12 protein-coding genes are annotated in these 11891 nt (G+C 74.6%); 4 read left to right on the top strand and 8 right to left on the bottom strand.

Annotated elements, in window-relative coordinates; genetic code table 11:
- Positions 1–73: 73 nt before the first annotated feature.
- The 6 genes from ACI793_RS14350 to ACI793_RS14375 form a co-directional block, all read right to left on the bottom strand.
- Entirely contained in the window at positions 74–1081 is a 1008-nt protein-coding gene (locus ACI793_RS14350; RefSeq protein WP_456607053.1) for an ABC transporter substrate-binding protein, read from the bottom strand.
- Between the two features lie 100 nt (positions 1082–1181).
- Positions 1182–2036 (bottom strand): ABC transporter ATP-binding protein, encoded by an 855-nt coding sequence (locus ACI793_RS14355; RefSeq protein ID WP_456607054.1) that lies wholly within the window; start codon positions 2034–2036, stop codon positions 1182–1184.
- Entirely contained in the window at positions 2033–3115 is a 1083-nt protein-coding gene (locus ACI793_RS14360; RefSeq protein WP_456607055.1) for a FecCD family ABC transporter permease, read from the bottom strand. The genes ACI793_RS14355 and ACI793_RS14360 overlap by 4 nt, the downstream gene beginning before the upstream one ends.
- Before the next feature lie 73 nt (positions 3116–3188).
- Complete coding sequence (locus ACI793_RS14365; RefSeq protein WP_456607056.1) at positions 3189–4253, bottom strand: FecCD family ABC transporter permease; 1065 nt, start codon at positions 4251–4253, stop codon at positions 3189–3191.
- Positions 4254–4331: 78 nt separating this feature from the next.
- Positions 4332–5042 (bottom strand): mycothiol-dependent nitroreductase Rv2466c family protein, encoded by a 711-nt coding sequence (locus ACI793_RS14370; RefSeq protein ID WP_456607057.1) that lies wholly within the window; start codon positions 5040–5042, stop codon positions 4332–4334.
- A gap of 130 nt (positions 5043–5172) precedes the next feature.
- Positions 5173–5667, bottom strand: a complete 495-nt coding sequence (locus tag ACI793_RS14375) for a glutathione peroxidase (RefSeq protein ID WP_456607058.1) — start codon at positions 5665–5667, stop codon at positions 5173–5175.
- 109 nt (positions 5668–5776) lie between these two features.
- On the opposite strand from ACI793_RS14375, the gene ACI793_RS14380 reads away from it, so the two are divergent.
- A complete protein-coding gene (locus ACI793_RS14380; protein ID WP_456607059.1) occupies positions 5777–5977 on the top strand; it encodes a hypothetical protein in 201 nt (66 codons plus the stop codon).
- An 8-nt stretch (positions 5978–5985) separates the two neighbouring features.
- Here ACI793_RS14380 and ACI793_RS14385 read toward each other — a convergent pair whose 3' ends face one another.
- Positions 5986–6381, bottom strand: coding sequence for a DUF2237 family protein (locus ACI793_RS14385; RefSeq protein ID WP_456607060.1), 396 nt, complete (start codon positions 6379–6381; stop codon positions 5986–5988).
- Between the two features lie 63 nt (positions 6382–6444).
- Here ACI793_RS14385 and ACI793_RS14390 point away from each other — a divergent pair, with 63 nt between their 5' ends.
- The 3 genes from ACI793_RS14390 (at position 6445) to ACI793_RS14400 (ending at position 10754) form a co-directional block, all read left to right on the top strand.
- The gene (locus ACI793_RS14390) at positions 6445–8406 is read left to right on the top strand and encodes an acetoacetate--CoA ligase (RefSeq protein WP_456607061.1); all 1962 of its coding nucleotides are present in this window, start codon (positions 6445–6447) and stop codon (positions 8404–8406) included.
- 184 nt (positions 8407–8590) lie between these two features.
- A complete protein-coding gene (locus tag ACI793_RS14395) occupies positions 8591–9862 on the top strand; it encodes an acyl-CoA dehydrogenase family protein (RefSeq protein ID WP_456607062.1) in 1272 nt (423 codons plus the stop codon).
- A 148-nt stretch (positions 9863–10010) separates the two neighbouring features.
- Positions 10011–10754: an alpha/beta fold hydrolase gene (locus ACI793_RS14400; protein ID WP_456607063.1), complete on the top strand. Its 744-nt coding sequence runs from the start codon at positions 10011–10013 to the stop codon at positions 10752–10754.
- A gap of 80 nt (positions 10755–10834) precedes the next feature.
- Here ACI793_RS14400 and ACI793_RS14405 read toward each other — a convergent pair whose 3' ends face one another.
- Complete coding sequence (locus ACI793_RS14405; RefSeq protein WP_456607064.1) at positions 10835–11845, bottom strand: DNA polymerase III subunit beta family protein; 1011 nt, start codon at positions 11843–11845, stop codon at positions 10835–10837.
- Positions 11846–11891: the final 46 nt, after the last annotated feature.

Here is an 11891-nt window from a genome sequence, read left to right on the forward strand (position 1 = left end):
CCCCGCGCGCCCCCCCGCGCCGCGCGGGCGCCCGCCGCCGCCCCCCACCCCCCCCCCCCCCCCGCCGCTGGGGTCAGGGGGTGACGTCCTCGGCGGCGGCCAGCCAGCCCGCGAGCTCCTCCATGTAGGCGGCCTGCGCGGCGTAGTCCATCCCGATGTACTTCCACGGGTGCACCTGGTCGGCCTGGACGGCCGGCAGCAGGTTGTAGGTCGGCTGCTCGGCCATCTGCTCCGGCGGGAGCGCACCGCGCAGCGAGTACAGGAGGATGTCGCTCGGGTACTGCGGCACGTCCTCCCAGCCGGCGGTCTGCCAGTAGTACCCCTCGCCGCCCGGGTCGACGAACTGGACGCCGAGGTCGGCGTACATCCGCAGCGAGGGCTCGTCCTGGGCCTTGGCCATGTAGAAGCCCTCGTCGGCGTACGCGGCCACCGGGAGCACGGTCAGCCCCGGCGCAGCGGCCTCGGTCAGCGCCTCGCCGGCGGCCTCGAAGTCCTCGCGGGCCGCGCGGACCTCGTCGCTGTCCATGTCGGCACCCAGCGCCTCGGCCAGCTCGGCGGTCCGCTCGATGACGTCGGCGGCCGAGCCGCGCCACGCGATCGCGATGATCGGGGCGATCCTGCCGATCTGCTCCTGCTGCTCGAGGGACTCGAAGCCGTACAGGGGCTGGCTCTCGTCGAGGGTGCCCTCGGAGTCGGTCGGGTAGGCCGTCGTGACGATGACGTCGGGGGCGGCGGCCGCGAGCTGCTCCAGGTCGATCTCGCCGTAGCTCTCGCCGAGGATCTCCACGTCGGAGAGGTCACGGCCCTCGAACGCGACGTCGTCGGCGGTGGAGGTCTGACCGAAGGTGACCACCGGCTCGATGCCGTAGTTCCACAGCGAGGACATGACGTCGTTGATGCCGGCGACGCGGTCGGGGGCCTCGTCCAGCTCGACGGTGTTGCCCAGGTCGTCGGTGAACGACCAGCCCTCGCCGGAGGCGCCGGCGCCCCCGCCGCCGTCGTCGTCGTCGCCGCAGGCGCTCAGGCCGAGCACGGTGAGTGCGAGCAGGCCACCGAGCAGGCGGCGGGATGTGCGGTGCACGGCAACTCCCTCAGCTCGAGGGATGACGATCATCCCTGTCGCAGGGAAGGTTAGCCTGCCCTAACTCAACACCGTACGGGGGTCCGGCGCGGGCAAGGGGTCAGCGCAACCGGCGCACCGGGACGACCATCGGGGTGCCCGTCACCGGGTCGGGCACGATGCGGGCCTCGAGGTCGAACACGTCGGCCAGCAGTGCCGGGGTGAGCACGTCGGCGGGGGTGCCCGACGCCACGAGGACGCCGTCCTTCATGGCAACCAGCCGCTGCGCGTAGCGGGCGGCCAGGTTCAGGTCGTGCAGCACGACGACGACGGTCCGGCCGCGCTCGGCGTGCAACCGCCCGACCAGCTCCAGGACGTCGATCTGGTGGGCCAGGTCGAGGTAGGTCGTGGGCTCGTCCAGCAGCAGCAGGTCGGTGCCCTGGGCCAGCGCCATCGAGATCCAGGCCCGCTGGCGCTGGCCGCCGGACAGCTCGTCCACCGGACGGGCGGACAGCGCGGCCATGTCGGTCCACTCCAGCGCCTCCGCGACCACGGACTCGTCGTCGCGGGACCACTGCCGCACCCAGCTCTGGTGCGGGTGCCGGCCCCGGGCGACCAGGTCGGCGACGGTCAGCCCCTCGGGCGCGACCGGTGACTGGGGGAGCAGGCCCAGGACCTTGGCCACCTCGCGGGTCGGTGTCCGTGCGATCGCCCGGCCGTCCAGCAGCACCTGGCCGCCGGTCGGGCGGAGCAACCGGCCCAGCGCCCGCAGCAGGGTGGACTTCCCGCAGCCGTTCGGGCCGACGACGGCGGTGAAGGAGCCCTCGGTCAGCTCGAGGTCCAGGTCGTGGACGACGACGGTGTCGTCGTAGGCCAGGCGGACGCGCTCGGCGGCCAGCCGCACCCGGTCCGTGCCGGCCACCGGGGCGGGCGCGGTGTGGGGCCGTACCTCGGTTCCGCTGTGGATGGTGGTCATAGCGTCGATCGCCTTCCGCGGACCAGGAGCCAGAGCAGGTAGGGCGCGCCGATGACGGCGGTGAGGATGCCGACGGGCAGGGCCTCGGGGAGCGCGGTGCGGGTGACCAGGTCGGCGCTCACCACGAGGGCGGCGCCCAGCAGGCCCGAGGTCAGCAGCGGGGGCCGGGAGCCGCCGGTGAGCCGGACGGCGACCTGGGGGACGACGAGCGCCACGAAGGTGATCGGCCCGGCGGCGGAGACGGCCGCGGCGGTGAGCGCGACGGCCAGCAGTACGACCGCCGTCTGCGCAGCCGGCAGGCGCAAGCCGAGGCCGCGGGCGGTGTCGTCGCCGAACTGCATGACGCCCAGCGCCCGGCCGGTCGCCAGGGCCAGCGGCAGCAGCACGGCCAGCGCGATGGCGAGGGGCACCGCCTGATCCCAGGTGCGCGCGTTGAGCGACCCGGTGATCCAGACGTAGGCCGCGGCGGCGTCGTAGATCTGGGCGTTGGTCAGCAGCCAGTCGACCAGGGCGGTGCCCATCGACCACAGCGCGATGCCGACGAGCACCAGCCGGTACCCGTCGATGCCCGCCCGCCAGGCGAGCAGGAAGAGCAGCACGCCCGTGCCCAGGGCGCCGCACAGCGCGGCCAGGGGGACGCCGAAGCCGCCGAGCACGGCCCCGACGGAGCTGCCGCCGCTGAGCACGATGGCGGCCACGGCGCCGACCGAGGCGCCCATCGTGATGCCGAGCGTGTCCGGGGAGGCCAGCGGGTTGCGGGCGAAGGTCTGGAACAGCGCGCCGGCCACGCCGAGGGCCAGGCCGACGAGCAGCCCGACGATCACCCGCGGCGCCCGCAGCTCCAGCACGATGAAGTTCTGCGGGCCTTCGCCCAGGCCCACGAGGGTGCGCAGGACGTCGGGGATGGCGATGGGGTAGTCGCCGCGGCCGATGCTGACCGCCGAGACGAGGACCAGCACGACGAGCGCGATCAGCGGGACCAGCAGCTGCCGCCAGCGGAGCACCGCCGACACCGGGCCGATGCGGACCGCGGTCCGGCCGCGCGGTCCGCCGACCGGACGGTCGAGGGTCGCCGTCACGCGGCCTCCTCGCTGGCGCTCGTCGCCCACGTGACGGACCGTGCTGTGCTCATCTGTGAGCTCGCAAGCTCGCTCACAGCGCCATCGTCCGGCGGCGGCGCACCAGCGCGACGAAGAACGGCGCGCCGATCAGGGCGAGCACGATGCCGACCTGGAGCTCGCCGGGGCGCGCGAGCACGCGGCCCAGCACGTCGGCGACGAGCAGCAGCGCCGCGCCCAGGAGCGCCGAGCAGGGGACCAGCCAGCGGTGGTCCGGGCCGGTGAGGGCGCGCACCACGTGCGGCACGACCAGCCCCACGAAGGCGATCGGGCCGCAGGCCGCCGTGGCCGCGCCGCACAGCAGCGTGATGGCGGCCAGCCCGACGGCGCGGGCCAGCCAGATGCGCTGCCCGAGCCCCCGGGCCACGTCCTCGCCGAGGCCCAGGAGGTTCAGCGCCGGGGCGTTGGCCAGCGCCAGCACCAGCCCGACGGCCATGAACGGCGCGACCTGCCAGGCGACCTCCGCGCCCCGGCCGGCCAGCGCGCCCACCTGCCAGAACCGGAAGGAGTCCAGGGTGTCGGTGTCGCTGACCACGATGGCGCGGACCAGCGCGTAGAGCAGCGCCGAAAGCGCCGCGCCGGCCAGCGCCAGGGTGATCGGCGTCGCGCCGCCCCGGCCGGCCGAGCCGATCGCGTAGACCAGGACGGTGCCGGTCAGCGCGCCGGCGAAGGCGAACCAGACGGTGCCCGAGACCGACGTGATGTCGAGGAACGCGATCGCGAGGACGACGGCCAGCGAGGCGCCGGCGGTGACGCCGAGCAGCCCGGGGTCGCCGAGCGGGTTGCGGGTGTGGCCCTGCATGAGGGCGCCGGACATGCCCAGGGCGGCCCCCACCATCAGGCCCAGCACCGTCCGCGGCACCCGCAGCTGCTGGACGATGACGGCGGCCTCGCTGGTGGGGTCGCTGTCGAAGAGGGCGCGCCACACCTCGCCGGGCGCCAGGGACCGGGTGCCGACGGCGACGCTGGCCAGCGCAGCCGCCGCGACCAGCCCGAGCAGCGCCAGCAGCACGAGCAACCGCCGGGCGCGCGGGCCCCGGGCCGCGGGCGTGGGGACGGCCGCGCCGCTCCGCACGGGAGCGTCGGCCGTGGTGGTCACGAGCGGCTCCTGGACGACGGCGACGGTTTGCTAAGGCTTACCTTAGCTGCGCGCCTCGCCCGCTGTCCGCGCCGGGCGTTACCGCTTCTGCCGGCGACTGCCGCCGTGCCAGTCCTCCTGCCGCCCGGTCTCCCCCTTCGGCACGCCGAACGCCGGCAGCTGGGGGCGCTCCCGCAGGCTTCGCTTCAGCTCGGCGAAGCCGGGGAAGGCGGCGAGGGCGACCACGTGGTCCCAGAGCGCGACGGCGTCCGCGTCGTCGGGCAGCCGGCTGATCACCGGGCCGAAGAACGCGACGCCCTCGGGCGGCTGGAAGTGCAGGATCGGCGTCCCGACGTCCTTGCCGGTGAGCGCGAGGGCCTCGTCGGTCTCGGCCTGGATCTGCTCGTCCCAGGACGTGTCGTCCAGGGCTCCGGCCAGGTCCGCGGGCAGCCCGAGCCCGGCCAGCACCGGCGTCAGGAAGTCCTCGGTGCCACGCCGCCCGGCGCCCGGAGCGGCATCGACCTCGAAGATGCCCTCCCCGAGAGCCGCGTAGAGCGGGCCGACCGCGTCCGGGCCGTGCTCGGCGCGCACCCGCGCGGCCACCCGCAGCAGCCGCAGGCCGTCGGTGTGCCCGGCCTCGTACTCGGGCGGGAAATGGCTGGCGTAGTCGATGTGCGCGTTGAGCAGCCGCAGCGAGATGAACCGCCACTCGACGGCGTAGTCGCGCTGCGCGCTCACCTGGCGGACCCACTTGCTGGTCATCCAGGCGAACGGGCAGACCGGGTCGAACCAGAAGCGGAGGTCGGCCATGGCCCGACGGTAGGTGCTCCCGCCCGTCCCCGCCGGACGTCCTCGGCCACGCCCCGGAGCAGCGGTCCGCGCCGTCGAGGGCGCGGGCGGCTGCCACACCGCGCGGTCGAGGTCGCCGACCGCGGTCCGCTCAGCCCGGGAGGACGGACTCGATCGCGGCGCGCACCTCGGGAGCGTCGGGGCTGGTCATCGGGCGGAACCGCGCGACCACGTCGCCCTGTCCGCTGATGACCCACTTCTCGAAGTTCCACTTCGCCTCGCCGGCCTCGCCGTCGGCGTCGGGCACGGCCGTCAGCTGCTGGAACAGCGGGTGGGCGCCCTCGCCGTTGATGTCCACCTTCTCGGTCATGGGGAAGGTGACGCCGTAGGTGGCCGAGCAGAATTCCTGGATCTCCTCGGCGGTGCCCGGCTCCTGGCCCATGAACTGGTTGCACGGCACGCCGATGACGGTGAACCCGCGCGGCGAGAACTCCTCGTGCAGCGCCTCCAGCGCCGTGTACTGCGGGGTCAGGCCGCACTTGCTGGCCACGTTCACCACGAGCGCCGGCCCGCCGCCGGTCAGCTCCCGCAGCGTGGTCGCGCTGCCCTGGAGGGTGGTCACCGGCACGTCGAGGAGGTCACTCATGACGGGGGAACCCGCGGAGGGGCTCCAGGCATTCCGGCCGGGGGCGCTTCTGCGGGCGCACCGGTCCGCCTCGCACGGCCGACGCGAACCGGGGCCTACCGTGACGGCCATGGAATGGGTCCTCGTCGTGCTCGCTGTCGCGGTGGTGGTCGCCGCGACGCTGTACCTCGGCCGGCGGCGGAAGCCGGAGCGTTGGACCGACGAGCTGCCCGACGGCCGCCTCGACCGGGACCGCCTCGACGGGCCCGACGCCCGCGGCGCGGTCAACAAGAACAGCTGGATGCTCGGCGGCGGGGGCAGCGGCGGCTGACCCCGCGATCAGTCCAGCGCGCTGAGATCGTCCGGGACGTCGACCGCGAGCTGCCGCAGCGCCTCGATCGGCACGATCTCCAGCGCACGCCCGTTCGTGGCGGCCAGGACGACGCCCGCCGCGGCCCCGGCCTGGTAGGCCTGCAGCCACCGGACGGCGACGACGCACCAGCGGTCGCCGGGCCGCAGCCCGGGGAACCCGTACTCGGGGCGCGGGGTGGACAGGTCGTTGCCCAGCTCCCGCTGCATCGCCAGGAACTCGGCGGAGACGACGGCGCAGACGGTGTGCGAGCCCAGGTCCTCGGGGCCGGTGGCGCAGTGCCCGTCGCGGTAGAAGCCGGTGACCGGGTCGGTGCCGCAGGGCTCCAGGGGTCCGCCCAGCACGTTCCGCTCGCTCGATGGCACAGGCACTCCTGTTCGCCGGGGCACGCCATGGCCGGCGCCGTCCCAGGATGGCAGGGTCGGGGCGTGTCCGACGTCCTCTGGCAGCCCTCCGCCGAGAGCATCCGCGGAACCCGGATCGCGGCCTTCGCCGAATGGGTCGCGCGGCGGCGGGGGCTCTCCCTCGGTGATCCGGTCGACTACGACGCCCTGTGGCGCTGGTCGGTCGAGCACCTGGACCAGTTCTGGGGCGACCTGGCGCGCTGGGCCGGGGTGCTCGACGTGCCCGACGACCGGGTGCTGGCCGACCGCCGGATGCCGGGCGCGCAGTGGTTCCCGGGGACGACGGTGAACGTCGCCGAGCAGGTCTTCCGGCAGAGCACCGAGGCCCATCCGGCGCTGGTCGTCACGGCCGAGGACACCGATCCGATCGAGGTCTCGTGGGCGGAGCTGCGCGGGCAGGTGGGCGCGTTCGCCGCCACGCTCCGGCGGCTCGGCGTGGGCCCCGGCGACCGGGTGGCCGGCTACCTGCCCAACGTGCCCGAGGCGGTGGTCGCCTTCCTCGGCGCGGCGGCGGTCGGCGCGGTGTGGTCGGCCTGCGCGCCCGACTTCGGCACCCGCGCCGTCCTGGACCGGTTCAGCCAGATCGAGCCCACGGTGCTCGTCGCCGTCGACGGGTACCGGTTCAACGGGCGGGAGTTCGACCGGCGCGACGTCGTCGCCGAGCTGCGGGCCGCGCTGCCCAGCGTGCGGACGACGATCGCCGTCCCCCGGCTGTTCCCGGCGGAGCTGCCCGACGGCGCGCTGGCCTGGGCCGACGCCGTCGCCGACGCGCAGGAACCGGTGTTCGAGCCCACGGCGTTCGACCACCCGCTGTGGATCGTCTACTCCTCGGGCACGACCGGGCTGCCGAAGGGCATCGTGCACGGGCACGGCGGGGTGGTGCTCGAGCAGCGGAAGTCCGCCGAGCTGCACATGGACGTCGGCGTCGGCGACCGCTTCTTCTGGTACGCCTCCACCGCCTGGATCATGTGGAACATCGCCACCTCGACCCTGTTGTCGGGCTGCACGCTGGTGGTGCACGACGGCGCTCCGGCCTACCCGGGCCCCGACGCCCAGTTCGCGCTCGCTGCGCGCACCGGGATGACCTACCTGGGCACGAGCGCCGGCTACCTGAGCGCCTGCGAGAAGGCCGGGCTGCGGCCGGGGGAGCAGCACGACCTCTCCGCGCTGCGCGGCGTCGGCTCGACCGGCTCGCCGTTGCCCGCGTCGGCGTTCCGCTGGGTCTACGACGCGGTGGCCGGCGACGTGCTGCTCGGCTCGCTGTCCGGCGGTACCGACGTCGCGACCGGGTTCATCGGCAGCTCGCCGCTGCTGCCGGTGACGGCGGGGGAGCTGCAGCGCCCGATGCTCGGCGTCGCGGCGGCCGCGTGGTCACCGGACGGCGAGCCGGTGACCGGCGAGCTCGGGGAGCTGGTGATCACCGAGCCGATGCCCTCGATGCCGCTGTACTTCTGGAACGACCCGGACGGCGAGCGCTACCGCGCGGCCTACTTCGAGCCGTGGCCGGGCGTCTGGCGGCACGGCGACTGGATGGAGATCACCGAGCGCGGCACGTGCGTCATCACCGGGCGCTCGGACTCCACGCTCAACCGGGGTGGCGTGCGCATGGGGACCGCCGACATCTACGCCGCCGTCGAGTCGGTGCCGGAGGTGCTCGACTGCGTCGTCCTCGGCGTGGAGCAGGCCGACGGCGGCTACTGGATGCCGCTGTTCGTGCAGCTGGCGCCCGGCGTCGAGCTGGGTGACGGACTGGTCCGCCGCCTGCGCGAGGTGATCCGCGAGCAGGCCTCGCCCCGGCACGTGCCCGACGAGATCCTGGCCGTGCCGGCGGTGCCGCACACCCGCACCGGCAAGCGTCTCGAGGTGCCGCTCAAGCGGCTGTTCCAGGGCATCGACCCCGCGAAGGCGGTGAACGTCGGCACCGTCGACGACCCGGGCGCGGTCGAGCACTACGTGGCCCTGGCTCGCGAGCGCGCTAGCTCCTGACCGGGCCGCACCTCCGCCGCACGAGCTGACCTCTCGCCGGTGTGCACCGCGGCGGGACGTGACGCCGTCCGGCTGGAGCGTCCCGGTGAGGCTGGTCACCAGCGCGGATGAGCGCGGCGTGCGGGGGCACCGTGCAGCCACCAAGGTGAACGGAACCACCCTGCGTCGAGGAGGCCGACCGGCGATGACGTCGAGCGCCAGCACCGAAGAGACCGAGACCCTGCTTCCCCCGCCGCCGGCGCTGCTGCCCCCGTGGCACACGCCCGAGCGCGAGGAGCTCCAGCTGCAGGCGCGCCGGTTCGCGATGGACGAGGTGCTGCCGCTGGCCGACGAGCTCGACCCGCAGAAGGGCCTCATCCCGGCGTCGCTGCTGTCCCGGCTGGCCGAGCTGGGCTACTTCGGCATCACCGTGCCCGCCGAACAGGGCGGCCTGGGCCTGGGCGTCTTCGAGTACTGCATGGTCAGCGAGGAGCTGGCCCGCGCCTGGATGTCGACGGCCAGCATCCTGGCCCGCTCCCAGGGCCTGGGGACGGCGGTTCCGGATGCCGAGCGGCGCGAGGAGCTGCAGCGGCGCAGCGCCCGTGGCGAGTGGATCGGTGCGATCGCGCTGTCCGAGCCCGACGCCGGGTCCGACCTCGCGGGCGTCTCCACCCGCGCCGTCCTCGAGGGCGACGAGTGGGTCGTGACCGGGCGCAAGCGCTGGTGCGGCAACGCCGAGGCGGCCGACTTCATCCAGGTGCTGGTGCGCGAGCGCGACCCGGAGGAGGGCGAGTCCCGCTCGGCCGGACTGATCAACCTGCTGCTGGAGAAGGAGCGTGGCTCGTTCCCCGAGGGCCTCTCCGGGCACCCGATCGACAAGATCGGGTACCACGGCTTCCTGACCTGGGACCTCACCTTCGACGGCGTCCGGATCCCCAAGGACAACATCATCGACGAGGCCAAGGCGGCGCGGGAGGACAGCGGCGAGGAGGGCGAGGCGGCCAAGCAGGCCGGGTTCGCCGAGGCGCAGAAGTTCCTCAACACCGCCCGCGTGCACACCGCGGCCCGCGCCGTCGGCCTGGCCCGCGCCGCGCTGGAGGACTCGATCCTCTACCTGCAGGAGCGCGAGCAGTTCGGCCACCCGATCGGCGACTTCCAGGCGCTGCGCTTCGCCGTCGCCGAGATGGCCGCGCAGATCGAGCAGGCCCGGGCCTTCTACCGGCAGGTCGCCCACCTCATCGACCTCGGCCTGCCCGTGGCCAAGGAGGCCTCGATGGTCAAGCTCGAGGCGACCGAGATGTCGGTGCGGGTGACCAACCAGGCCATGCAGCTGCACGGCGGCAACGGCTACACCACCGAGCGGCAGGTCGAGCGGCACTGGCGCGACGCCCGGCTGACCACGATCTTCGAGGGCACCAGCGAGATCCAGAAGCGGATCATCAGCGACCGGTTGCTCCCCCGCTCGCCGCTGTCCTAGGCGGATCGCGGGCATCGACCCCCTACCGGCCGTTCCGCCCGCTGGAACGGCTGGCACGGGGACAAGGCTCGGGAGTCGGCCGGGCGACGGCGGGTAGGGGCGCGCGGTGATGATGACCGCGCACCGCTCCGGATCCGGACCACCGCTTGTGCTCGTCCACGGGCTCGGAGGGTCGTGGCGCACCTGGGAGTCGGTGCTCGACGGGCTGCGCGCGCACCGCAGCGTCGTCGCCGTCGACCTGCCCGGGTTCGCGGGGGACACCCCGCCCCTGCCCGATCCGTCCATGGCGGCGCTCACCGACGCCCTGCAGGAGTGGCTGCGCGCCGAGGGGCTGTCCGGGGCGTCGCTGGTGGGCACCTCGCTGGGCGCCCGCATGGTGCTGGAGCTCAGCCGACGCGGCATCGGTGCCGACAACGTCGCGCTCGATCCGGGTGGGTTCTGGACCGACCGGGAGGCGGCTGTCTTCCGCACCAGCATCGCGACGTCGGTGGCGCTGCTCCGCCGCATCCGCCCCGCGCTGCCCGCTCTCCTGGGCAACCCGGCCGGCCGCACCGCCCTGCTGGCGCAGTTCTCCGCCCGCCCGTGGGCCCTGGACGGCGACACGGTCCGCACCGAGCTCGAGGGATACCTCGACTCGCCGTCCTTCGGTGCGGTGCTCGACGACCTGGCCCGCGGGCCGAAGCAGCAGGGCGCCCCGGCCGGCACGCTGCCCGGGCGCCTGACCATCGGCTGGGGCCGCCGGGACCGGGTCACCCTCGCCCGACAGGCGTCCCGGGCCGCCGCGGCGTTCCCGGACGCCGAGCTGCACTGGTTCCCGCGGTCCGGCCACTTCCCGCTCTGGGACGAGCCCGCGGAGACCGTGCGGCTGGTCCTGGACCGCACCTCGCACTGATCACCCCGATGCGCGGAGACCGACCCCACGACCCCCCTCGAGGCGTCGGTTTCCGCGCAATGGCCGCGCCGGGCTCGGGATCAGGGCAGGCGGATCGGCATGAGCATGCTGACGTCGCCGGGGCGGCTCGGGTCGCGGAGCGCCAGCGGGGCGAGCGGGCCGTCGAGGTCCAGCACGAGCTGGCCGGCACCCTCGGCGTCCAGGGCCTGCAGCAGGAACTCGCGGTTCACGCCCAGTTCGACGTCGCCGACGGTCAGCACGGTGGCGGTCTCCTCCACGCCGTCGGGCCCGGTGGGCACCGTGCGCGTGGGCGCGGCGGCCAGCTCGTCGCGGAACCGGGCGACGTCGACGTCCACCTGGAGGCTGCCGGACTCGCGGACCAGCGGGCGGTAGTCGGGGAAGTCGGCGTCCACGCGCCGGCCGTGCAGCTCGCGGCCGCCCGCCTCGACGCTGACGTCCGGACCTGCCACGCGCACCGTGGCCGCCCCTGACGCAGGCAGGTCGAGCAGGTCGTCGACGAACCCGACGGGGAGGATCGCGCTGAGCGGCGGCCCGTCGACCTCGGCGGACAGGGTGCGCACCCCCAGGCGGTAGCGGTCGCTGGCCACGAGGCGGACGCCGTCGTCGCCGGCGTCGAGCAGCACGCCGGTGAGCATCGGCAGCTCCGGATCGGTGCCGACGGCGAACCGGACGGCGCGCAGCGCGTCGAGCAGGGCGGCGGTGGTGGTGTGGACGACGGTCATGGCGCTCTCCTGGGCCAGTAGGGATCGGGCGGAGAGAAGCTCGCGGCGGGCGTCGGCCAGGCCGTCCTCCAGGCGCGTGAGGTGCGCCTGCAGGACCGCGTCGACGACGGCCGGGTCGTCCCGGTGCGCGAGGACCCGGCGGATCTCGGCGAGCGGCATGCCCACCCTCCGCAGCCGGGCCACGAGCCGGGCGACGACGACCTGGTCGTCGCTGTACCAGCGGTAGGAGCTGTGCGGGTCCACGTGCGCGGGCACGAGCACGCCCGCGCCGTCGTAGAACCGCAGCGCGCTCACCGTCAGGCCCGACTCCCGGGCCAGCCGGCCGATCCCCCGCATGCGTTCCTCCACGTCCCTCACCGTCGGGCCTCGACCGGGTCGAGGGTCAAGGGTCCCC

It is taken from the genome of Blastococcus sp. SYSU DS0617 (genome assembly GCF_054051075.1).

What these genes read in the sequence shown, in the direction of transcription:
- ACI793_RS14355 (WP_456607054.1), bottom strand. Translation starts at nt 2,036, where the DNA reads ATGACCACCATCCACAGCGGAACCGAGGTACGGCCCCACACCGCGCCC.
- ACI793_RS14380 (WP_456607059.1), top strand. Translation starts at nt 5,777, where the DNA reads ATGGAATGGGTCCTCGTCGTGCTCGCTGTCGCGGTGGTGGTCGCCGCG.
- ACI793_RS14395 (WP_456607062.1), top strand. Translation starts at nt 8,591, where the DNA reads ATGACGTCGAGCGCCAGCACCGAAGAGACCGAGACCCTGCTTCCCCCG.
- ACI793_RS14375 (WP_456607058.1), bottom strand. Translation starts at nt 5,667, where the DNA reads ATGAGTGACCTCCTCGACGTGCCGGTGACCACCCTCCAGGGCAGCGCG.
- ACI793_RS14370 (WP_456607057.1), bottom strand. Translation starts at nt 5,042, where the DNA reads ATGGCCGACCTCCGCTTCTGGTTCGACCCGGTCTGCCCGTTCGCCTGG.